Consider the following 21,368-nt stretch of genomic DNA (forward strand, 5'->3'; position numbering starts at 1 on the left):
CGACTTCTGTAGCGTGAGCCCCAGAAGTCGACGTGGAGGCGAGCGCATGTTGAAGCCACTGATCGCCCGGCTGTTCACGGCCGCCGTGCTCATCACTCCCGTGGTCGCGTTCCTGGCGGGTGGCGCCGCGCCACCCGGAGTTTCCTGGACCTGAACACGCGTGGGGGGCCGCAATGCGTGAACTGCCGTGGCCCGCGAGGGCCTACCTGGCCGCGCTGACCGCCGCGGTGGCCGGGCTCATGGCGTGGGGCGCCGTCGCGCCGGGAGGCCCGGCGGTGGCGGGCAAGCTCGACGTCCTGCTCGTCCTCATGCTCCTGTTCCTGGTGTGCGAGTCGATGCCGACCCTGCTCACCGTGGAGCATTTCGCGGTGTCGGTCAGCTTCTCGGCCGCGCTGGCCGCCGTGGTGCTGATCGGGCCGGAAGGCGCCGCGCTGGTGGGGCTGACGGCCGTGCTCAGCGTGCGGCCGGGGCTGCCGATCGTCAAGCGCGTCTTCAACGGCGCGCAGTTCGCCATCTGCGGCTACGCCGCCGGTTTCGTCTACGTCTGGCTCGGCGGCGCGGTCGGGGTGCCCGAGGTCCACGAGTTCGACGACCTCATCGGCCCGTACGTCGCCGCGACCGCGGTGTTCGTGCCGCTCAACATCCTGCTCACGAGCACCATGGTCCGGCTCGCGACCCGCGGCGGGGCGGTCGACATGCCGCTGCGCGGCCTGGCCCAGTTCCTGCTGTCCTACTTCGGCTACGGCACGTTCGGGCTCCTGGTGGCGGGCCTGTGGGCGACGATCCAGTCGATCTCGGCGGTGCTCGTGCTGGTGCCGCTCTTCGTGGCCCGCTGGGCGTTCGGGCAGTACCACGCGCAGCAGCGCTCGTACGACGCCACGATCGCGGCGCTGTGCCAGGCGGTGGAGACGAAGGACTACTACACCAGGGGCCACTGCACCCGGGTGTCGCTCGCGTCCGGCATGATCGCCGAGGAGATCGGCATGGGCACCGAGCGGATGCGCGCCATCCGCTACGCCGGCATGCTCCACGACGTCGGCAAGCTCGGCGTGCCGACCAAGGTGCTGCAGAAGGACGGGCCGCTCACCGAGGAGGAGTTCGCCGCGATCCAGCTCCACCCGATGCGCGGGCTGGAGATCGTGCAGGGCATCGACTTCCTCGACGAGGCGTTCGCCGGCATCATGCACCACCACGAGCGCCACGACGGCAAGGGCTATCCGATGGGGCTGGCGGGCGACGAGATCCCGGAGTTCGCCCGGGTGATCGCGGTGGCCGACGCGTTCGACTCGATGACCTCCGACCGCTCCTACCGCGGCGCCCGGCCCGTCAGCGTGGCCGTCGAGGAGTTGCGCAAGAGCGCCGGCACCCAGTTCGACCCGGTCATGGTGGCCGCGTTCGTGCGGGCGCTCGAACGCGAGCCGTGGCAGCCGCCGCGCCGCGTCGAGCCGCCGCCTCCCGACGCCGCCGAGACCCTCACGAAGGACCACGACGACCCGACCATGCCCATCCAAGTGGTGACCGGGCAGTGACGCGCGCGCTCCGGCGGCTCCACACCGGTCAGCTGCTGCTCGTCTGCGCCGCGGTCGCGGTCGCCGTCGCGGGCGTCGCGCACGTCTCGGCCGTCGGCCTCGACCATCCGGAGATCGCCGTCGGGTTCGGCGCGCTGATCGCGGCCGGTGAGCTGGCCAGGCTCACCATGCCGGGCAACCGGGAGGTCGCCCCGATCGGGGCCGCCGCCGCGCTCGGCTACACGCTGCTGCTCGACCTCAGCCAGAATCCGCTGCGCCACTCCGCGCTCCAGGTCGTGGCCGTGATCGCGGTCGGCATGATCGCGGGCGCGCTGCCCCACCTGGCGGTCGGCAGGCCGCCCCGGCTCGACGCGATGGCCCGCCGCCTGCTCACCGGCGCGCTGCTGGCCTTCGCCTTCCGGCCGCTCGCCGACCGGCTCCACCTGCTCACCCAGGGCGAGGGCGGCACCTGGTGGCCGGCGCTCGGCGTGATGGTGGTGCTGATCGGCCTGATGCTGCTGATCGACACGCTGATCGCGGCCATGCTCCGGGCCGAGCAGGTGCGCACCGCGTTCCGGGTGGCGGTGCGCGACGAGCTCAACGTCGCCTTCCCGCTCGGCGCCGCCGTCGCCTCGTCGGGGGTGCTGCTGGCGCTCGCCACGCACAGCATGGACCTGGTGGCGCTGCTCGTCTTCGCGGCCCCGCTGCTGGTCACCCAGGTGGCCTTCCGCAAGTACGCCGGCATCCGCGCCACCTACCTGCAGACCGTGCGCGCCCTGTCGAGGGTCACCGAGGTCGGCGGCTACGTCGAGCCCGGCCACTCGCGCCGGGTGAGCCGGCTGGCCGTGGCCGTCGGCAGGGAGCTGGGCATGGCCGAGCCGGAGCTGCTGGAGCTGGAGTACGCCGCGCTGATGCACGACATCGGCCAGCTCTCGCTGCGCGACCCCATCCCCGGCGGCGCCACCGTGCTCACCGAGCCCGACCAGGCCCGGCGCATCGCCGAGCTGGGCGCCGAGGTGATCAGGCAGACGGGCGTGCTCGACCGGGTGGCCGACCTGGTGAAGCGCCAGTGCGACCCGGTGAGCGAGGATCCACCGCTCGCCAGCCGCATCATCAAGGTCGTCAACGCCTACGACGACCTGCTCGGCGGGTCGACCGACCGCGACCGGGCGAGCGCCGCGCTGGAGCGGCTGAGGCTGGGAGCGGGCGTCGCGTACGATCCCGACGCGGTCGAGGCGCTGGCCCGGGTGGCGGGCCGCCCCCTGCTGCGGCTGTAGAGGTCGCGCAGTCAGACCGGTGACTACCGGGTTTCGACGCACTCACAATTGTAGGAATCCTACAGATCCGCATGCGCGGATCGGTGGTTTCGAGGGAAAGGGGTGGCGGCTGCGGGAGTCGTAGGGTTGCTGCGTGCTGACTGAGTCGCTGGGGCCCGTGCTGGTCGCCAATCGGGGAGAGATCGCCCGCCGGATCATTCGTACGGTCAAGCGCCTGGGGTTGCGGGCCGTCGCGGTCCACTCGGAGGCGGACGCGGGGCTGCCGTTCGTGCGCGAGGCCGACGAGGCCGTGCTGATCGGCCCGGCGGCGCCCGCGCAGAGCTATCTCGACACCGGCAAGGTGCTGGAGGCGGCCCGGGCGACCGGGGCGCGCGCGGTGCACCCGGGTTACGGGTTCCTGTCGGAGAACTCCGGCTTCGCCCGCGCCGTGCTCGACGCCGGGCTGGTCTGGGTCGGGCCGTCGCCCGAGGCGATCGACCGGATGGGCGACAAGATCAACGCCCGCAACCTGATGGAGGCGGCCGGCGTGCCGGTCGCGGCCGGCACCCGCGAGCCCGCCACCGATCTGGACCTGGCGCTGGAGGCCGCGCGGGGCATCGGCTACCCGGTGATGGTCAAGACCGCCGGAGGCGGCGGGGGCATCGGCATGAGCGTGGCCCGCGACGAGCGGGAGCTGGCCAAGGCGTTCGAGCAGGCGTCCAGGGCTGCCGCCCGGTTCGCGGCCGCGGCGGCTGCGGGCGGCGCCGGTGACGTGCTGGCCGGGCCCGCCGTCCTGCTGGAGCGCTACATCGAGCGGGCCCGCCACGTCGAGGTGCAGATCCTGGGGCTGCCCGACGGCAGGGTCGTGGCGCTGGGCGAGCGCGACTGCTCGGTGCAGCGCCGCCACCAGAAGGTGGTGGAGGAGTCACCGTCTCCCGGGCTCAGCCCCGAGCTCCGTGCGCGCATGCTCGACGCCGCCGTGCGGGCGGGCGAGGCGGTCGGCTATCTCGGCGCCGGCACCGTCGAGTGCCTCGTCGACGCCGACGCCCAGGACTTCGTCTTCCTGGAGATGAACACCCGGCTCCAGGTGGAGCATCCGGTCACCGAGCTGGTCACCGGGCTCGACCTGGTGGAGCTGCAGCTGCGGGTCGCCGCCGGGGAGAGCCCGGAGGTGGCGCCGGAGCCGGCCGGGCACGCGATCGAGTTCCGCGTCTACGCCGAGGACCCCAAGCGCTTCCTCCCCGGCCCAGGCACGATCACCGCCTGGGACGAGCCGACCGGCGACGGGGTGCGGATCGACTCGGGCTACGCGGCCGGCGACATCGTCACCCCGTTCTACGATCCGCTCATGGCCAAGCTGTGCGTGCACGCCGCGACCCGGGCCGAGGCGCTGGAGCGGGCACGCAAGGCGGTGGCCGGCTTCACCGTCGAGGGCCCGAAGAACAACTTGCCCTTCTGCGCGGAGTTGCTGGAGCATGACGAGTTCGTCCGCGGCGACTACGACACCGGTCTGGTGGCGCGGATGCGCGGCGGCAGGCCCGCATGACATTGTTGGATCATTTCGTAGAGGGGAGTCGCGGTGGCTGAGGTCCGTGCGGAGATGGTGGCGAACGTGTGGAAGGTGGTCGTCAAGGAAGGAGACACGGTCTCCGACGGCGACACGCTCGTCATTCTCGAGTCGATGAAGATGGAGATCCCGGTGCTCGCCGAGGACGACGGCGTGGTGGCCCAGCTGAAGGTGGCCGAGGGCGACGTGATCCAGGAAGGCGACCTGATCGCCGTCATCGAGTGACGCGCGCCATGAACCTGTCGCGGTCGACCACGACCCGTTCGATGGTGCCGCGGGCGATGACGGCGTGCGCGTCGCGGGCGTGGAAGCCGAAGACCAGCCGCCTGCCGTCGACCGCGGTCAGCTCGGCGCCGATCTCGACCTCAGCGCCGACCGGGGTGGCGGCCAGGTGTTCGAGCTCGACGCGGGTGCCGACGGAGGTCTCGCCGGGCTTCAGGTGGTCGAAGGCGGCGCGCACGGTGGCCTGCTCGGCGAGGGCGAGCAGGCGCGGCGTGGCGAGCACCGGCACGTCGCCGCTGCCGATCTTCGACGCGGTGTCGTCCACCTCGACCATGACCGTCAGCTGTGCGCGAAGACCCGGAGCGAGCGTCATGGCTCCAGCCTAGTTGGCGGGGCTCGGCCATCGTGATCTGGTCGAAAACGGGGACAAACGCAGTCCCGAGACCTCAGGATAGGGTTTGTACGGCTTATGGCATTTGTGTGGCGTGTGGGAAAGGTGAGTCGTACACTCTCGGAGTTCCGTGACCTCTGCGTTACCTCACCGCGACACAAGTTCGCTTTGTTGGAGAACCCTGGGGTGGGAGAGGTTCGAGAGGCAGAGGGGTAGCGGGGGAAGTCATGGTGGCCCAAGGGACGACGCTGGCCGGGCGGTATCGTCTGGATACCCGCATCGGCGCAGGCGGCATGGGCGAGGTCTGGCGCGGCGAGGACACGGTCCTCGCCCGGACCGTCGCCGTCAAAGTGCTGCTCCCGGGCCGTATGCAAGACCCTGGATTCCTCGCCCGCTTCCAGGGTGAGGCCAGGGCGATGGCCACGATCAACCACCCGGGCGTGGTCGACGTCTACGACTACGGAGTCAGCGGCGACACCGTCTACCTGGTGATGAAGTTCGTCGACGGCGAGCCGCTCGACCGGCTGCTCACCCGCCTGGGGCGGATCGCGCCCCAGCCGGCCATGGAGCTGATCGCGCAGGCCGCCTCGGCCCTGCAGGCCGTCCACGACCGGGGCATCGTCCACCGCGACGTGAAGCCCGGCAACCTGCTCGTGCAGCGCGACGGCACGCTCGTGCTGACCGACTTCGGCATCGCCCGCTCCGACCTGGGCAACCGGCTCACCGACGCCGGCATGGTCCTCGGCACCGCCGCCTACTGCGCGCCCGAGCAGGCCGAGGGCGCGCCCGTCACGCCCGCCGTCGACATCTACGCGCTCGGCGTGGTCGCCTACGAGTGCCTGGCCGGGCAGCGCCCGTTCGACGGCGACAGCCCCGTCACGATCGCGCTCAAGCACATCAGGGAGGCGCCGCCGCCGCTGCCTCCCGACATCCCGCCGCCGGTGCGCGCGATGGTGGAGCAGGCGCTGTCCAAGGACCCGGCGCGGCGCTTCCCGAACGCCCGGGCGATGAGCGACGCGGCGCGCATGCTCGCCGCCGGTGAGCTGCCGCCCCCGCAGCCGGTGATGCCGACGACGGGTGCGACCATGCCCCCGCCGCCGCCGGAGGTCTACCAGACCGGCGCGCTGCAGGCCGCGGAGGCCCCCACGGTCGCCCGGCCCCGCCAGCAGAGCCGTCGCGCCGCCAAGGCCCCCCGCCGGGGCGGCCTGGTGGCCGCGCTGGCCGGCGCCGTGGTGGTCGGGGTGGGCGCGGGCGCGGTCGCGCTGACCAACATGAGCGGCACGAGCCTGCCGACGCCCGAACCGACCGTGGTGGCGCAGACCGACTTGGCGTCCGCCGATGAACCGACCCCCACCAAGACCACCAAGCGGCCCAGGCCCTCGGTGACGCGTACGACGGAGGAGCCGATCCGGCAGGAGACGACGCCGACGGCGGAGCCGACGAAGCCGACGGGGACCCCCACGCCGACGGTGTCCACCACCCCGACGCCGTCCAAGACGCCGACCCCCACCCCGACTCCCAAGCCGACCAAGGCCGTGCCCTACGTGGTCGACCTGCCCTACCCGCAGGCGAAGACCATGATCCACGCCGCCGGGTTCAAGGTCTTCGCCGACGACCAGACCGGCGGCAAGGTGAAGCCGGAGTGTCTGAAGGTCGCGCAGAGCTGGCCCGACGGCGGCGAGGATCTCCAGGTGGGCAAGACGGTCAAGGTCGTCCTCATCGCGATCGACCCGTGCGGCTCGGCGACGCCGAGCCCCACGATCACTCCGGTGCCCAAGGACTGACCTCCGTCACACCCCCGTGGTGTTGCGCGGGTAGGCGATCTGCGGGTCGGTCGCGATGTTGACCAGGTAGGGGATGCCGGAGTCGAACGCGCGGCGCAGCGCCGGCCCGATCTCCGACGGGTCGGTCACCAGCTCGCCGCCGCCGCCCAGCGCCGTCACCACCTGGTCGTAGCGGCACTGCGGCTGCAGCTCGGCCGCCACGTCGTAGCCGTAGAGCAGCTGCATCGGGTGCTTCTCCAGCCCCCAGATGCCGTTGTTGCCGCAGATCATGACGACCGGCAGGCGGTGGCGCACCAGCGTGTCGACGTCCATCAGCGAGAAGCCGGCGGCACCGTCGCCCAGCAGCAGCACCACCTGCGAGGACGGGCGGGCCAGGCGGGCGGCGATGGCGTAGCCGAGGCCGGTGCCGAGGCAGCCGTACGGGCCGGGGTCGAGCCAGTTGCCCGGCTGCCTGGGCTCGACGTACTTGCCGGCGTAGGAGACGAAGTCGCCGCCGTCGCCGATGACCACCGCGTCCTCGGCGAGCACCTTGCCCAGCTCGCCGTAGATGCGCATGGGGTGGATCGGGTCGCTGTCGGCGGCCAGCAGGTCGGCGTCGCCGGCGATGGCGGCCGAGGCGGTGTCGGCGAGCGTGGACAGCCACGAGGCGTACCGGGTGGGCTTGACGCCCGCCTCGCCGCACGCGTCGCCGAGGCTCCACAGCACCACGGACAGGTCGCCGGCGGCGGAGGCGGCCGGCGGCATGTGGGTGACCAGGTGGGACCGGGTGTCGGCGATGTGCACGACCTTGGCCAGCGGGGCGCCGTCCTTGCCGCCGAACCAGCCGTAGCCGAGCCGGAAGTCGAGCGGGGTGCCGATCACGATGACCAGGTCGGCCTTGGCGAACGCCTGGCCGCGGGCGCGGGTGACGAGCAGCTCGTGGCCGGCCGGGAGGATGCCGCGGCCCTGGCCGTTGGGGATGACCGGCAGCCGCCACGCCTCGGCGAAGTCGCGGGCGGCCTCCTCGGCCCGGTCCATCCACACGTCGGACCCGTACACCAGGACCGGGCGCTCGGCCTCGGCGAGCAGCCGGGCGATGGCGCGCAGGTCGTCGGGGTCGGGCTCCAGCGGCGACGGCGTCTGCGTCTGCGGCTCGTGCCCGGGCGACGGCGAGAACAGGTGGTCCATGTAGAAGTCGAGGAAGACCGGCCCCCGGTGCGGCGCCACGGCCGTGCGGAAGGCCATCTCGACGTCCTGGCCGATCGAGTCGGCGCCGGAGGAGGTGAACGCCAGCTTGGTGATCGGGGCCAGCAGCGGCGGGTGGTCCATCTCCTGCAGGGCGCCGGTGCCCCAGCGGGACTGCGGGGCGCGCCCGCCCATGACGACCACGGGTGAGCCGTTGAAGTGGGCCGTGGCCACGCCGCTGACGCCGTTGGTGATGCCGGGGCCCGCGGTGAGCACCGCCAGGCCGGGCTTCCTCGTCAGGCGGGCGGTGGCCTCCGCGGCGAAGACCGCGCTCTGTTCGTGGCGCACGTCGAGGATGCGCATGCCCTCGTGCTGGGCGCCGTCGTACAGAGGGAAGACATGCCCTCCCGAGAGGGTGAACATGGTCTCGACACCGTAGGCCTTGGACACGGCGACGGCGGCGTCACCGGCGTGCTTCGCAGACTCCATAGCCCGGAACTTACCAATGAGTCACAAGAGTAAACAGCATCCAGGGGGAGGTCAGCAGCAGATGTGGATGCCGCCGTCGGGGGTCGTGGCCCGCACCTTGCGCGAGGAGGACGGGTCGACGCGGCTCTCGACGTCCGTGCGGGGGGCGCTGACGACCACGTCGTAGACGCCCTCCGGCAGATCCATCCCGATGTCGCCGGAGGCCCTGACGGCGGCGCGCACGTCCGACGGCGGGGTGTCGAACGAGATGCGCACGGTGCCGGTGCCGGTCTCGGCGTCGACCGTGCCGCCGCGCAGGCCCCCGGCGTCGATGTCGCCGGTCTCACTGCGCAGCCGCAGGTCCCCGGTCAGATCGTCGGCGCCGACGCGGCCCCAGGCGGAGGTGAGGCTGACGTCACCGTGGATGCGGCTGACACTCAGCGAGGCGCTCGTGGTCGCCACGACGTCGGTCTCCGGTGGTACGTACAGCTGGTAGTTGATCACGCAGTCGGGCCTGTCGGGGAGGCGGTCGCCGGGGCAGCCGCCGTCGAGGCGGAGCGCGTCGCCCGCCCACTCCTCGCTCACCGTGGGCTTGCGCTCGGTCCACACCAGATCTCGGGCTATCCCGACGGAGCCGGCCGGGCCGGCCTGGATGTGCACGTGGATGTCGTCGCCTGCCTCGATCGTCAGCGTGCCGCCCCGGAACGGGACGGACCGCCAGGTCGTCTCGCTCGGCGGGCTGGGATCGACGAAGATCTCCCAGACGACATTGGCGGAGATGACCAGCGCGATCACCGTCATGGCCGTGCCCAGGATCAGCCAGTGCCGTCTCACGGCGAGCTCCTGATCTTGAGGAACTGGAGCACGGCGAGCACCCGCCGGTGGTCGCCCTCGGCCGGGGGCAGGTCGAGCTTGGCGAAGATGTTGCCGATGTGCTTGCCCACCGCGCCCTCGCTGAGCACCAGGGCCTGCCCGATGCCCGCGTTGGAGCGGCCCTCGGCCATCAGCTTGAGCACCTCGTGCTCGCGGGGCGTCAGCCGGTCCAGCGGGTCGCTGTGGCCGCGCAGCAGGAGCTGGGCGACGACCTCGGGGTCGAGCGCGGTGCCCCCGGACGCGACCCGGCGCAGCGCGTCGACGAACTCGGACACGTCGGCCACCCGGTCCTTCAACAGGTAGCCGACGCCGCCCGTGGCGGACGACAACAGCTGGGCGGCGTAACGCTCCTCCACGTACTGCGACAGCACCAGGACCGCCAGGGACGGCTGCTCGCGGCGGAGCACCAGCGCGGCCCGCAGCCCCTCGTCGGTGTGCGTGGGCGGCATGCGCACGTCGGTCAGCACCAGGTCGGGCCGGTGCTCCTCGGCGGCCCGCAGCAGCCCCTCGGCCTCGGCCACGGCCGCCACCACGCGCATGCCGGAGGCCTCCAGCAGCCGGATCAGGCCCTCGCGCAGCAGCACGGAGTCCTCGGCCAGCACTATTCGCACGGCAGCTCCACCTCGATCGTCGTCGGCCCGCCCAGCGGGCTGCTCAGCCGCAGGGTCCCGTCCACGGACTCGACCCGCTGGGCCAGGCCGCGCAGCCCGGTGCCGCGCTCCATGGTGGCCCCTCCGCAGCCGTCGTCGTACACCAGCAGGAGCAGCCGGTCGCGGTCGCGCCGCACGCTCACCTCGGCCCTGGTGGCCGCGGCGTGCTTGGCGATGTTGGTGAGTGCCTCGGACACGATGAAGAACGCCACCGCCTCGATCGTCGGGGAGGCGCGGCGGCCGATGACGACCTCCAGCCGCACCGGGATGGGGGCCCGCGCCGCGACGCCGGAGAGCGCCGCGTCCAGGCCCTGGTCGTTGAGCACCGCGGGGTGCAGGCCGCGGACGAAGTCGCGCAGCTCCTTGAGCGCCTGCTTGGCCTCCTCGTGCGCCTGGACGATGGCCTGGCGGGCGGGCTCGGGCAGGTCGGTCATGCTGGCGCGGGCCATGCCCAGGTTCATCGCGAGCGACACCAGCCGCTGCTGGGCGCCGTCGTGCAGGTCGCGCTCGATGCGGCGGCGTTCTGCGTCGGCGGCGTCGATCACGCCCGCGCGGCTCTCGGTCAGCGTCTCGATCCGCTCGTCCAGCTCGCGGCGGCTGGGGCCGAGCAGCGCGCGGGCCACCGCCAGGTCGAGCGCGGCCATGGCGCGCGCCAGCAGCGGCGCCAGGGTCAGCAGGACGACGCCGGCCGCCATGTAGGTGCCCGTGATCGCCGGGTTGCGCAGGTCGGGCGAGAAGACCAGGGGAGCCGGGCTCGTGACGGGCCCCAGGAAGGACAGCAGGCCCACGAGGCCCGCGCCCCAGACCCCCGACACCAGGACCGCCGCGGGGAAGCTCACGAGCGGCGACAGCGCGTGATAGCCGGTCTGCCGCCACAGGCTCCTGGTGCGCCAGCTGGGCGCCACCGGCATCGGCGGGATCCGGGCCCCCTGGAACGCCGCGAACCTGGAGCGCTGCACCCGGGTGAGCCACGGCAGGGCGTGCCGGAGCGCGGTGGGGAACAGGGCCAGCGGGAGCGTCGCCGAGGCGAGCACGCAGGCGACGGGGAGCCCGGTGATCACGTGCGCGGTGTCCAGCCAGGCCCTGGACGACCAGGGGCGGGGGACTTTCATGCATCTACCGTATTGAGTCGGGCGGCCCGGCGGGCATGGGCCTGGTGCCCGTCTGGGGGTGGGGCTAGCCCTACCCGCGGGGCTTCGGCCTGGCCCGGACGTGCATGCGCTCGCCCTGCCGGCCGAAGAGGCTGAGGATCTCGACGGGCTGCTCGTCGGCGCTGCCGAACCAGTGAGGGAGCCGGGTGTCGAACTCGGCCGCCTCCCCGGCCTTCAGCAGCAGGTCACGATCGGCCAGCACCAGGCGCAGCCGGCCGGACAGCACGTAGAGCCACTCGTAGCCCTCGTGGGTCTGCGGATCGGGGGTGCCCCGCCCGCCCGGGATGATCATCTTGAACGCCTGCAGCGGGCCCGGCTGGCGGGTCAGCGGCAGCACCGTCATCCCGTTCATCTTCTGCGGCGTGGGGCGGATCCGCGGGTCGCCGACCTCCGGCGCGCCCACCAGCTCCTGCAGCGGCACCTGGTAGGCCTGGGCGATGGGCAGCAGCAGCTCCAGCGTGGGCCGGCGCTGCCCCGACTCCAGGCGCGACAGCGTGCTGGTGGAGATGCCGGTGGCCTCGGCGAGCCCGGTCAGGGTCAGGCCGTGGTCGGCGCGCAGCCGCTTGAGCCGGGGGCCGACCTGGGCCAGCACGTCCTCGATCGCCTCTGTCACGTCACTCCCCGCAAAACGACTTGCCGGCCCGGCAATTCTAGACGCGGTACGAGTCGCGGAACGCGGCCGGGTCGAAGGCGCCGCCCAGCGTCACGGCCAGCCCGCGCCGCGCCGCCGCCGCGAAGGGCTCGACGTCGAGCACCCCCGCGTCCTGCGGCAGCGCGCCCGCGAGCGGCCGGGCCGCCAGCATCTCCAGGTCGGCCACGTTGCTCCGCTCGATCACGCCCGGCTCGGGTGGCCACGCGCCGATGACCACCCCGGCCAGGTCCAGCCCGCGGTGCGCGATCGCCTCCAGGGTCAGCGCCGTGTGGTTGAGCGTGCCGCGCCCGGCCCCGGTCACCACGAGCACCTGCGCGCCGAGCAGCCGCGCCAGGTCGGCGATCGTCGCGCCGTCCTCGTCGAAGCGCACCAGCAGCCCGCCCGTGCCCTCCACGATCACCAGCCGGGTGCTCTCGGCCAGCTCCCGGATCCGCCGGGCGACCTGCGGCAGCGACACCGGCGGCACCCCGGTCGCGCGCGCCGCGGCGGCGGGCGACAGCGGCGGCTCGAACCGGGTCAGCTCGAACGTGGTCGACACCCCGGACAGCCTGATGACCTCGTCCAGGTCGCCGCGCCCGTCGGCGGCCACCCCGGTCTGCGCGGGTTTGACCACCGCCACGCTCGCCCCGCGGGCCCGGGCCAGCGCCGCGAGGGCCGCGCAGACCACGGTCTTGCCCACCCGCACGCCGGTGCCCGTGACCACGATGACGCTCATCGGCCCAGCGTAGACGGGCCGGGATCAGGGACGGCGGAGGCGGGTGACGAACTTGTAGCGGTCGCCCCGGTAGAGCGACTGCGCCCACTCCACCGGGTTGCCGTCGGCGTCGAAGGCGTGGCGGGTGAGCAGCAGCATGGGCAGGCCCACGTCCACGCCGAGCAGCTTGGCGTCGTACGGGGTGGCCAGGACGGTCTCGATGATCTCCTCCGCGTCCGTGAGCCGCACGCTGTAGGCGTTGTGCAGCGTCTCGTACAGCGAGGAGTGCACCTCCAGCTCGCGGCGCAGGCGCGGAAAGCGGCGCGCGGACAGGTGGGTGGTGTCGACCGAGACGGGCTCGCCGTTGGCCAGCCGCAGCCGGTGGATGCGCAGCACGCGCCCGCCCGGGTTGATCGCCAGCCGCCGCGCCAGCGGCTCGTCGGCGGTGATGTAGCCGATCTCCAGGATCTTCGTGTCGGGTTCGAGCCCCGCCGTGCGCAGGTCTCCGATGTACGAGGTGAGCTGAAGGACCTGGGCCACCTTGGGCTGCGCGACGAACGTGCCCTTGCCCTGGATGCGCAGCAGCCGGCCTTCGACCACCAGCTCGGTCAGGGCCTGCCTGACCGTGGTGCGTGAGGTCTCGAAGCGCACGGCGAGCGTCCGCTCGGGGGGCAGAGCGGTGCCCGGCGCCAGCGACTTCGTGAGCTCGAGCAGGCTCCGCTTCACGTCGTAGTACTTCGGTACGCGAGGGCCTTCGTCTGTCACGTCTCACCTTCACTTCTGCCACGGCGGTGAAGGCGTGTGTCTGATCACCGCTGGATCATCGGAACCCAGATCCGCCCTCACGGTCAACCGCGCGCGCGTGCAGCTCGCCGGTGCCCCGGCTCTCTGCTCCGCGCAGACCCGCTCACCTGCCTTGCCGCGCGCCCGTACAGGCAGCTCAGGCTGATGGTGAAGGATATCCACAGCCGTGGGCGGCGTGGCAACCATGAACCGTGCCCTTCCTCTGCCTGGAACGCCTGGTGGTACGGGGACAACACGCCTTTCTCCTTTCGACCCGCCATGGTGGTGTGATGGTTCTCACTGGCGCGGGGCGGCCGGTTTGGCTGTTGCGCGGGAAACCACGCATGATGCAGTCGTGCCGACTCTCAGCGACCTCGTCGTCCGCCACACCGCGCTCGACGGGGCTGACCTCGACTGGCTCCACTCGCTGGTCTCCGACTGGCAGCTGCTGGCCGACCTGTCGTTCGCCGACCTCATCCTGTGGGCGCCGCTGCTCGGCGAGGGCGGCTGGATCGCGATCGCCCAGATGCGGCCGACCACCGGCCCGACCGTCTACCACGACGACGTCGTCGGCAGCGTCGTGGCCAGGGGCGAGCGCCCGCTGATCGACACCGCCTGGGCCGAGCGGCGCATCTGCCGCGAGGGCGACCCCGACTGGTCGACCGGCGTCCCGGTGCGCGAGGAGACGATCCCGGTGCGGCGCTCCGTGCCCGGCGGCGACGCCCGGTTCCTGGGGGTCATCCAGCGCTCCACCAACCTGTCGTCGGCCCGCACCCCCTCCCGGCTGGAGCTGACCTACCTGCAGAGCGCCTCCGACCTGGCGCAGATGGTGGCCGAGGGCCGCTTCCCGTTCTCCGGCGAGGAGCCCATCCTGGTGCGCTCGCCGCGCGTCGGAGACGGCCTGCTGCGGCTCGACCGGGCCGGCCGGGTCACGTACGCGTCGCCGAACGCGCTCTCGGCCTACCGGCGGCTCGGCCTGCACGCCGACCTGGTGGGCGTCGAGCTGGGCCGGGTGACCGCGACGCTGTGCTACTCCGACGAGCCGATCAACGAAGACCTGATGATCGTGGCCAGCGGCCGGGCCGCCAAGGAGACCGAGGTCGAGTCCGGCGGCACGATCGTGCAGCTGCGCGCGATCCCGCTGATCGTCGGCGGCGGCCGCATCGGCGCGCTGGTGCTCATCCGCGACGTGACCGAGCTGCGGCGGCGCGAGCGCGAGCTGATGACCAAGGACGCCACCATCCGCGAGATCCACCATCGGGTCAAGAACAACCTGCAGACGGTCGCCGCCCTGCTCCGGTTGCAGGCCAGGCGGCTGCAGGTGCCGGAGGGCCGCGAGGCGCTGGAGGAGGCGGTGCGGCGGGTCGGCTCGATCGCGATCGTGCACGAGACGCTCTCGCACGCGCCGGAGGAGTTCGTCGACTTCGACGAGATCGCCGACCGGGTGATCGCGATGGCGGGGGAGGTGTCGGCCCCGGAGGCCGCGGTCACGCCGCGCCGGCTGGGGGCGTTCGGCGTGCTGCCCTCGCTCATCGCCACCCCGCTGGCCATGGCGCTGACCGAGCTGCTGCAGAACGCGCTGCAGCACGGCCGGCCCAGGCGGCTGCAGGTGGTGGTCGAGCCGGGTGCTGAGCGGCTGCACGTCATCGTCTGGGACGACGGCCGGGGGCTGCCGGAGGGGTTCGACCTCGACAGCTCGACCAGCCTCGGGCTGCAGATCGTGCGCACGCTCGTCGAGGGGGAGCTGTCGGGCAAGCTGGCGATCAAGCCGCGCGAGGGCGGCGGCACGGAGGCGACGCTCTCGATCCCGCTGCCCGCCGGATGACCGCCGGGGAAACCCCTTCACGAGGCTCTGGAATGCTCCTGGAAGGCCTGTGCGCGCCCCGGGAAGCCGAACGCCGCGTCCCCCATGCTCAGGGACGCGGCGCGGTTCTGGTGGACAGGTCGTCCTGCCAGGCTGGTCGGTTCGTCGCGGCTTTCAGGCGGATTCCTGCCTTCCGGGTCGAGATCGGTCAGGCGCTGGCACGGGCGCGGGCCCGGGCGGTGCGGCGCTTCAGGGCGCGGCGCTCGTCCTCGCTGAGACCACCCCAGACGCCGGCGTCCTGTCCGGACTCCAGCGCCCACTTGAGGCAGGCCTCCACGGCCGAGCAGGAACGGCAGACCTCTTTGGCCTCTTCGATCTGCATGAGTGCCGGTCCGGTGTTCCCGATCGGGAAGAACAGCTCGGGGTCCACGTCACGGCAGGCAGCTCGGTGGCGCCAGTCCATGCGTCCACTCCTTAGTAGATGGAACCGCCTGTGAGTCGGCTCCGGTGCGGCTACTACTTTGTGAAGAGTTTCACTAAGGCGCGCGGACAATTCCCCGACGCCTTGTGGGGAAGCCGGGGATGGCCGCGCTGAACGCCGGAGACCAGGAGGTTTGGGGTAAAGGTCCTACGTTCCGACGTCACCTTGAGCTTTTCAGCCACGGAGAGTGCACGCAAGAGGGCGAGGCCCAAGTTTTCGCCGTAATGGCTGTCGTATGCGTCACACTATGACCGAATGTAATGAGCTAGACCAGAACTTGTAACGCGTTGGGTGTAGCGCGGAATGTGACCGCCTCGCGCTCACCCAGATAGTCGCCGTCCAGCTGAAAGGCCACAGGACGGCTCGCCCTGAGCGTGAACTCGGCCTCGTCGTGCAACTGTGTCAGGTGTCTGCCGGACGGAAGGGCCTCACTCTCCGTGAGGATGTGCCGGATGACCGGCAGCAGCGACGTGAGGCCCAGCCGGCGCAGCCCCAGCATGTCGAGCCCGGTCTCGAAACTCGCCCACGGCGTGGGGTTCACCGGCCTGGAGCCGACGTACGTCCACGGCGCGGTGTTGCAGATGATGGCCATGAACAGCCCCCGGGTCGTGGGGATGCCCGGCCCGGTCAGCGTCATCGCGGGATGGGTCTTGTCGGTGGCCATGTAGTGGCGCAGCGCGGTGTTCACGTAGCGGGTGGGCGTCGCCTTGCGGCCGGTGCCGCGCAGGCCCTCCACGGCCCTGATGACCTCGGCGTCGTAGCCCAGGCCCGAGCAGAAGGTGAAGTAGCGGCTCTCGCCCTCCCACAGCGCCTGGCCCAGCCCCACGGTGCGGGTGCGGCCCTCGCGGAGCGCCTCCAGCACCGCGCCGGTGGCCTCCACCGGGTGGTTCGGCAGCCCCAGCGCGCGGGCGAAGACGTTGGCGCTGCCGCCGGGGATCACGGCGAGCGCGGGACGGCTGCGGCTAGGGTCGTCGCCGAGCGGCTCGGGATGGCCGTTGACCGGGTTGAGCAGGCCGTTGACGGTCTCGTTGATGGTGCCGTCGCCGCCCAGCACGGCCACCAGGTCGTAGCCCTTGGCGCGGGCGGTGGCGGCCAGCGTGGCCGCGTGGCCCCGGTAGGCCGTCTCCTCGACGGCCAGCTCCACGGCCGCCCCGAGCGCCCGGATCAGCACGTTGCGGGTGCGGGCGTTGGTGGTGGTGGCCTTGGGGTTGACCAGGAGCATCGCGCGCATGAGGCCAGGGTAGCCGTTGATGGATGTCTGGCTTGTCGCAAACGTCCCATTTCGGGCGGGTGATTTGCCAGGTGAGGCGTCAGAGCCGAGGTCAGGGGTGGATAGGGTGCGGAGTGTGGCGAAGCGTCCGTGGAGTCTGGTGATGGCCGCCGTGATCGTCGCCCTCGAAGGGCTGATCGCGCTGGGGCTGGGGATCTACGTCGCCGTGGAGACGGTGCTCGGCGGCGCGGGCGACCTGACGGCGGCGCTGGCCGAGGCCGCGTTCGGCGTGCTGGTCGGCGCCGGGCTGCTCTGGGTGGCGTGGGGCGGGCTGCTGGCCGCCGAACGCTGGGGGAGGGCGCCCAGCGTGGTGACCCAGATCTTCCTGCTGCCGGTGGCGGTCACGCTCATCCAGTCGGACCAGCCCGCGCTCGGGATCCCGTTGATCGTGATCGCCCTCGCCGGGCTGGGCATGCTGCTGGCGCCTCCCACCACCCACGCGCTCTTCGGTGACGACGCCTAGTCGTCGGCCGTCAGGCCCTCGCGGAGCTGGGCGAGGGTGCGGGCGAGCAGCCGCGACACGTGCATCTGCGAGATGCCGAGCTCGGTGGCGATCTGCGACTGCGTCATGTTGCCGAAGAACCGCAGCAGCAGGATGCGCTTCTCGCGCGGCGGCAGCCGTTCGAGCAGCGGCTTGAGCGACTCGCGGTATTCGACGCCTTCGAGCGACTCGTCCACGATGCCGAGCGAGTCGGACACCGCGGGGGCGTCGTCGTCGCCCGAGTCGGGCGCGTCGAGGGAGACCGTCGAGTAGGCGTTGGCCGACTCGAGGCCTTCCAGCACCTCCTCCTCGGTCATCTTCAGGTAGGCCGCCAGCTCCGCCACGGTCGGCGCGCGGCCCTCGCGCTGCGAGAGCTCGCTGATGGCCTTGGTGAGCGAGAGCTTCAGCTCCTGCAGGCGGCGCGGCACCCGGACCGCCCAGCCCTTGTCGCGGAAGTGACGCTTGATCTCGCCGACGATGGTGGGCGTGGCGTACGTGGAGAACTCGACGCCGCGGTTGAGGTCGAAGCGGTCGATCGACTTGATCAGCCCGATGGTGGCGACCTGGGTGAGGTCGTCGAGCCACTCGCCCCGGTTGCGGAAGCGGCGGGCCAGGTATTCGACCAGGGGAAGGTGGAGCTCGACCAGCTCGTCCCTGATGCGTTGCCGGCGCGGCGCGTCGGGGCCCAGCTCGGACAGCTCGGCGAACAGCAGGCGAGCACGGACCCGGTCGGGCACGGCGTGGTCGCTGGCGGCCATGGCTCCAGTCCTTTCCGTCACGCCGACCTCGCTGCGCCTCGACGCTTACGCAGGATGATCGCCATGCGGTCGGCGACGTCGGTCACGGCGTCGACGTCGTCGGCGAGGGCCGTCAGCACCATCCACGCGAAGTCATCGCGTTTGGGCGCGGAGCTCCCGACTGTCGCCACCTCGACCCGGACCTGCATCTCCTGCCCGGTCAGCTCGAACTCGGCGGTCAGGTCGGTGCCCGGCACCGCCTCGCTGAGCAGCATGGCGCACGCCTCGTCGACCGCGATCCGCAGATCCTCGATCTCGTCGAGCGTGAAGTCCAGCCGGGCGGCCAGCCCGGCTGTGGCCGTACGCAACACGGACAGGTAAGCACTGTCGGCGGGGAGCCTGATGCTCACCACGTCGCGGATGCCTGCCTCGCCTGTCACGCGCGCCTCGGTTTCCTCGGTCACGATCCTCCTCGCGTATACGACGCTGACTGCAACTTACCGCCCTGGAGACGTGCTTGGCGGATTCAGACTCGCCATCAACGGAAAAGGCTCTGTGCAGCCGGGAGCCGCACAGAGCCTTTGAGCCGATTTAGGCGGCCTTGGTCTCCCAGAAGATCTTGGAGATCTCGTCGATCTTGCCCAGGAGCTCCTCGCCCTTGGCGACGTCCACGGTGCCCTTGGCCCCGGCCGCGCCGGCGAGCTTGGTCGCGTCCCAGAAGAGCTGGTGCAGCTGGGGGTACTGCTCGAGGTGCGGCGGCTTGAAGTAGTCGGTCCACAGCACCCACAGGTGGTGCTTGACCAGCTCGGCCCGCTCCTCCTTGATCTTGATGGCGCGGGCGCGGAAGATCGGGTCCTCGTTGGCCGCGTACTTTTCCATGATGGCCTTGACCGACTCCGCCTCGATCCGGGCCTGCGCCGGGTCGTAGACGCCGCAGGGCAGGTCGCAGTGCGCGGAAGCGACATGCTTGGGTCGTAGCAGTCGTGCGAGCATCAGAAAATCCTTCCTTGATGCCGAATCAGCTTGGTCCTCGTACCGACCTTACTCGTCTCCAAACGCCTGTGGAGGAGGGGGTGGCGGCCCATGAGAGTGCGTGTCGAGGGTGACTCGATGCGGCCCGCTCTGCTGCCCGGCGACTGGCTGCTGGTGCGCCGCCGGGCCCGGGTGAAGCCCGGTGACCTGGTGGTCGCCCTGCTGCCCGGCGACCCGGAGCGGCTCATCGTCAAGCGCGCCGCCTGGCAGGAAGCGGGCGGCTGGTGGCTGGAGAGCGACAACCAGCGCGCGAGCGGACGCCGCGACAGCTGGGACTTCGGCCCGGTGCCCGACCTGGTGGGCCGGGTCGTGCTGCGTTACTGGCCGCCGCGTCGGCGGGCGCGGTAGGCGGCGACGTTGGCCCTGCTGGCGCACCGGGCCGAGCAGTAGCGGCGGGAGCGGTTGGAGGAGGTGTCGAGGAAGGCGCGGGTGCAGTGCGGCTCCAGGCAGCGGCCGAGCCGTTCGGCGCCGAGCTCGGCCACGACCGAGGCGAGGCCCATGACGGCGGCGGCGCCGGTGTGGCCGGCCAGGTGGAGGTGCCAGCCCTGGCCGTCGTGGTCGGTGAGCTGAGGGCGTACGGGATAGCGCACGAGCAGCTCGTTGAGCAGGGCCACGAGCCGTTCCTCGGTGTCCGCGGCGTCGAAGACGGCGGCCAGCTCACCCTGGAGCTCGCGCAGCTCCGGCGGGGGATCGGGGTCGTTGACGAGACGGACCGCCCACTCGGCGTAAGAGGTCAAGTCCATGCGCGAGTATTACACGAAACGCGCCGGGCGCCCGCTGCCGGGCGCCCGGCGGTCACGCCTCTGGGTGCAGGACGCGGGCGCCCGGCGGTCACTCCTCGGGGTGCAGGACGCGGGCGAGGAAGGACCGGGTCCGCTCGTGCTGCGGGTCGCCGATCACCTGGACGGGCGGCCCGTCCTCGACGATCACGCCGCCGTCCATGAACACCACCCGGTCGGCCACCTGGCGGGCGAAGCCCATCTCGTGGGTGACCACGAGCATGGTCATGCCCTCCTCGGCCAGCTTGCGCATGACCGCGAGCACGTCGCCCACCAGCTCGGGGTCGAGCGCGGAGGTGGGCTCGTCGAACAGCATCAGGTCAGGGTCCATGGCCAGCGCCCTGGCGATGGCCACCCGCTGCTGCTGCCCGCCGGAGAGCTGGGCGGGGAAGGAGTCGCACTTCTCGCCGACGCCCACCTTCTGGAGGTTCTCCCTGGCGACGGCCTCGGCTTCCTTCTTGCCGCGCTTCAGCACCCGCTGCTGGGCGATCATGACGTTCTGCAGCGCCGTCATGTGCGGGAACAGGTTGAACTGCTGGAACACCATGCCGATGCGGCGTCGTACGGCGTCGATGTCGACGTCAGGGTCGGTCACCTCGACGCCCTCGACGAGCACCTTGCCCCGGGTCGGCTCCTCCAGCAGGTTGACGCAGCGCAGCAGCGTCGACTTGCCGGAGCCGGACGGCCCGATGACGCAGACGACCTGGCCGGGCTCGACGGTCATGTCGATGCCGCGCAGCACCTCGTTCTGGCCGAAGTGCTTGTGCAGGTCCTTGATCTCGATCGCGTGCGTCATCGGCTCGTCCCCTTGCGCTTCTCCAGCCGTCCGGCGAGGTAGCCCAGCGGCACCGTGACGATCAGGTACGTCAGGCCCGCCACCAGCAGCGGGGTGGCGTTGGAGAACGTGGACGCTGTGTCGTTGCCGAACTTGGTCAGCTCCACGTACTCGCCCGACACACCCAGGAAGAGCACCAGCGAGGAGTCCTTGAGCAGGGCCACGAACTGGTTGGTGGTCGGCGGGATGACGATCCTGATGGCCTGCGGGATCACCACGGTGAACTGCGCCCGGCCGGCCGACATGCCCAGCGACCTGGCGGCCTCCGTCTGGCCCTTCGGCACCGCCTGCAGGCCGGCCCGGAAGATCTCGGCCTGGTAGGCGGTGCCGACCAGGCCGAGGCCGAGGATGGCCTGGCCGTAGGTGCCGAAGGGGATCGCGAAGCCGTCCAGCGCCAGCGGCAGGAAGAGGATCATCAGGAAGACCAGCAGGGCGGGCACGCCACGGAAGATCTCGATGTAGAGCGTCGCCAGCCACCGGTACGGACCCACCGTGGACAACCGCATCAGCGCCACGATCAGCCCGAACACGAACGAGAAGGCGAACCCGCCGACCGAGTAGATGATCGTGTTCTTCAGCGCGACCGTGAACAGGTCGGGCAGCATCTCCGCCGCGATGTCCTGCCGGGCGAAGTTCTCCCCGAGCTCGCCCCAGTTGGCGTACAGGACGAGGGCGACGGCAGCCAGGGCCAGGAGGACGTACTGGACGCCGCGGCTGATGCGCTGCCTCTTTCGAGGGCTGAGCCGGTGTTTGACCGGCTCAGCGGTCTTCGGCTGGTCCGCCATG

Annotated in this window: 24 protein-coding genes; 8 read left to right on the plus strand and 16 right to left on the minus strand. The window is 71.7% G+C overall.

The window, feature by feature from the left end; all coding sequences use genetic code 11:
- Window positions 1–173 precede the first annotated feature (173 nt).
- From ACGFI7_RS18405 to ACGFI7_RS18420, 4 genes are all read left to right on the plus strand, one after another.
- Window positions 174–1,529 (plus strand): HD-GYP domain-containing protein, encoded by a 1,356-nt coding sequence (locus ACGFI7_RS18405; RefSeq protein WP_393405740.1) that lies wholly within the window; start codon window positions 174–176, stop codon window positions 1,527–1,529.
- A complete protein-coding gene (locus ACGFI7_RS18410; protein WP_393405742.1) occupies window positions 1,526–2,785 on the plus strand; it encodes an HD-GYP domain-containing protein in 1,260 nt (419 codons plus the stop codon). The genes ACGFI7_RS18405 and ACGFI7_RS18410 overlap by 4 nt, the downstream gene beginning before the upstream one ends.
- A gap of 133 nt (window positions 2,786–2,918) precedes the next feature.
- Window positions 2,919–4,310, plus strand: coding sequence for an acetyl/propionyl/methylcrotonyl-CoA carboxylase subunit alpha (locus ACGFI7_RS18415; RefSeq protein WP_393405744.1), 1,392 nt, complete (start codon window positions 2,919–2,921; stop codon window positions 4,308–4,310).
- A 33-nt stretch (window positions 4,311–4,343) separates the two neighbouring features.
- Window positions 4,344–4,556: a biotin/lipoyl-binding carrier protein gene (locus ACGFI7_RS18420; RefSeq protein ID WP_146178623.1), complete on the plus strand. Its 213-nt coding sequence runs from the start codon at window positions 4,344–4,346 to the stop codon at window positions 4,554–4,556.
- Here ACGFI7_RS18420 and ACGFI7_RS18425 read toward each other — a convergent pair.
- Window positions 4,546–4,926 carry a thioesterase family protein gene (locus tag ACGFI7_RS18425; protein ID WP_393405746.1) on the minus strand — a complete coding sequence of 127 codons (381 nt, stop codon included), beginning with the start codon at window positions 4,924–4,926 and terminating at the stop codon, window positions 4,546–4,548. The genes ACGFI7_RS18420 and ACGFI7_RS18425 overlap by 11 nt on opposite strands.
- A gap of 245 nt (window positions 4,927–5,171) precedes the next feature.
- Between ACGFI7_RS18425 and ACGFI7_RS18430 the strand changes: the two genes are divergently transcribed.
- Window positions 5,172–6,728, plus strand: coding sequence for a serine/threonine protein kinase (locus ACGFI7_RS18430; protein ID WP_393405748.1), 1,557 nt, complete (start codon window positions 5,172–5,174; stop codon window positions 6,726–6,728).
- A 6-nt stretch (window positions 6,729–6,734) separates the two neighbouring features.
- Here ACGFI7_RS18430 and ACGFI7_RS18435 read toward each other — a convergent pair whose 3' ends face one another.
- From ACGFI7_RS18435 to ACGFI7_RS18465, 7 genes are all read right to left on the minus strand, one after another.
- Window positions 6,735–8,381, minus strand: coding sequence for an acetolactate synthase (locus tag ACGFI7_RS18435; protein ID WP_393405750.1), 1,647 nt, complete (start codon window positions 8,379–8,381; stop codon window positions 6,735–6,737).
- Window positions 8,382–8,432: 51 nt separating this feature from the next.
- The gene (locus ACGFI7_RS18440; RefSeq protein WP_393405752.1) at window positions 8,433–9,194 is read right to left on the minus strand and encodes a DUF4097 family beta strand repeat-containing protein; all 762 of its coding nucleotides are present in this window, start codon (window positions 9,192–9,194) and stop codon (window positions 8,433–8,435) included.
- Window positions 9,191–9,844, minus strand: coding sequence for a response regulator (locus ACGFI7_RS18445; protein WP_393405754.1), 654 nt, complete (start codon window positions 9,842–9,844; stop codon window positions 9,191–9,193). Before ACGFI7_RS18445 ends, ACGFI7_RS18440 begins: the two co-directional genes overlap by 4 nt.
- Entirely contained in the window at window positions 9,835–10,995 is a 1,161-nt protein-coding gene (locus ACGFI7_RS18450) for a histidine kinase (RefSeq protein ID WP_393405756.1), read from the minus strand. The genes ACGFI7_RS18445 and ACGFI7_RS18450 overlap by 10 nt, the downstream gene beginning before the upstream one ends.
- A 70-nt stretch (window positions 10,996–11,065) precedes the next feature.
- A complete protein-coding gene (locus ACGFI7_RS18455; protein WP_393405758.1) occupies window positions 11,066–11,647 on the minus strand; it encodes a helix-turn-helix domain-containing protein in 582 nt (193 codons plus the stop codon).
- A gap of 37 nt (window positions 11,648–11,684) precedes the next feature.
- Window positions 11,685–12,401: a dethiobiotin synthase gene (gene bioD, locus ACGFI7_RS18460; RefSeq protein ID WP_393405760.1), complete on the minus strand. Its 717-nt coding sequence runs from the start codon at window positions 12,399–12,401 to the stop codon at window positions 11,685–11,687.
- A gap of 24 nt (window positions 12,402–12,425) precedes the next feature.
- Window positions 12,426–13,145: a GntR family transcriptional regulator gene (locus ACGFI7_RS18465; protein WP_393405762.1), complete on the minus strand. Its 720-nt coding sequence runs from the start codon at window positions 13,143–13,145 to the stop codon at window positions 12,426–12,428.
- A 373-nt stretch (window positions 13,146–13,518) separates the two neighbouring features.
- Between ACGFI7_RS18465 and ACGFI7_RS18470 the strand changes: the two genes are divergently transcribed.
- Entirely contained in the window at window positions 13,519–14,988 is a 1,470-nt protein-coding gene (locus ACGFI7_RS18470; protein ID WP_393405764.1) for a histidine kinase N-terminal domain-containing protein, read from the plus strand.
- Window positions 14,989–15,175: 187 nt separating this feature from the next.
- On the opposite strand, the gene ACGFI7_RS18475 is transcribed toward ACGFI7_RS18470, so the two are convergent.
- Together ACGFI7_RS18475 and ACGFI7_RS18480 are read right to left on the minus strand one after the other, a co-directional pair.
- Window positions 15,176–15,430 carry a WhiB family transcriptional regulator gene (locus ACGFI7_RS18475; RefSeq protein WP_393405765.1) on the minus strand — a complete coding sequence of 85 codons (255 nt, stop codon included), beginning with the start codon at window positions 15,428–15,430 and terminating at the stop codon, window positions 15,176–15,178.
- A 283-nt stretch (window positions 15,431–15,713) separates the two neighbouring features.
- Window positions 15,714–16,679 (minus strand): diacylglycerol/lipid kinase family protein, encoded by a 966-nt coding sequence (locus ACGFI7_RS18480; protein ID WP_393405767.1) that lies wholly within the window; start codon window positions 16,677–16,679, stop codon window positions 15,714–15,716.
- 115 nt (window positions 16,680–16,794) lie between these two features.
- Here ACGFI7_RS18480 and ACGFI7_RS18485 point away from each other — a divergent pair, with 115 nt between their 5' ends.
- On the plus strand, window positions 16,795–17,181 hold the full coding sequence (locus tag ACGFI7_RS18485; protein WP_393405769.1) for a hypothetical protein: 387 nt from the start codon (window positions 16,795–16,797) through the stop codon (window positions 17,179–17,181).
- Here ACGFI7_RS18485 and ACGFI7_RS18490 read toward each other — a convergent pair.
- The 3 genes from ACGFI7_RS18490 to sodN form a co-directional block, all read right to left on the minus strand.
- Window positions 17,178–17,957, minus strand: a complete 780-nt coding sequence (locus ACGFI7_RS18490; protein ID WP_393405771.1) for an RNA polymerase sigma factor SigF — start codon at window positions 17,955–17,957, stop codon at window positions 17,178–17,180. The genes ACGFI7_RS18485 and ACGFI7_RS18490 overlap by 4 nt on opposite strands.
- 17 nt (window positions 17,958–17,974) lie before the next feature.
- Window positions 17,975–18,400, minus strand: coding sequence for an anti-sigma factor (locus ACGFI7_RS18495; RefSeq protein ID WP_393405773.1), 426 nt, complete (start codon window positions 18,398–18,400; stop codon window positions 17,975–17,977).
- Between the two features lie 127 nt (window positions 18,401–18,527).
- Window positions 18,528–18,929: a superoxide dismutase, Ni gene (sodN, locus tag ACGFI7_RS18500; protein ID WP_393405775.1), complete on the minus strand. Its 402-nt coding sequence runs from the start codon at window positions 18,927–18,929 to the stop codon at window positions 18,528–18,530.
- Window positions 18,930–19,019: 90 nt separating this feature from the next.
- Here sodN and ACGFI7_RS18505 point away from each other — a divergent pair, with 90 nt between their 5' ends.
- Window positions 19,020–19,316 carry a S24 family peptidase gene (locus ACGFI7_RS18505; protein WP_393405777.1) on the plus strand — a complete coding sequence of 99 codons (297 nt, stop codon included), beginning with the start codon at window positions 19,020–19,022 and terminating at the stop codon, window positions 19,314–19,316.
- Here ACGFI7_RS18505 and ACGFI7_RS18510 read toward each other — a convergent pair.
- The 3 genes from ACGFI7_RS18510 to ACGFI7_RS18520 all read right to left on the minus strand — a co-directional run bounded on the left by ACGFI7_RS18510 (window position 19,286) and on the right by ACGFI7_RS18520 (window position 21,367).
- The gene (locus ACGFI7_RS18510; RefSeq protein WP_393405779.1) at window positions 19,286–19,711 is read right to left on the minus strand and encodes a CGNR zinc finger domain-containing protein; all 426 of its coding nucleotides are present in this window, start codon (window positions 19,709–19,711) and stop codon (window positions 19,286–19,288) included. The two genes, ACGFI7_RS18505 and ACGFI7_RS18510, sit on opposite strands and share 31 nt — an antisense overlap.
- 88 nt (window positions 19,712–19,799) lie before the next feature.
- Complete coding sequence (locus tag ACGFI7_RS18515) at window positions 19,800–20,543, minus strand: amino acid ABC transporter ATP-binding protein (RefSeq protein ID WP_393405781.1); 744 nt, start codon at window positions 20,541–20,543, stop codon at window positions 19,800–19,802.
- Window positions 20,540–21,367, minus strand: a complete 828-nt coding sequence (locus ACGFI7_RS18520; protein WP_393405783.1) for an amino acid ABC transporter permease — start codon at window positions 21,365–21,367, stop codon at window positions 20,540–20,542. The genes ACGFI7_RS18515 and ACGFI7_RS18520 overlap by 4 nt, the downstream gene beginning before the upstream one ends.
- Between the last annotated feature and the right edge of the window lies 1 nt (window position 21,368).

This window comes from Nonomuraea sp. NPDC048826 (assembly GCF_043198225.1).
Taxonomy (GTDB): Bacteria; Actinomycetota; Actinomycetes; order Streptosporangiales; family Streptosporangiaceae; genus Nonomuraea.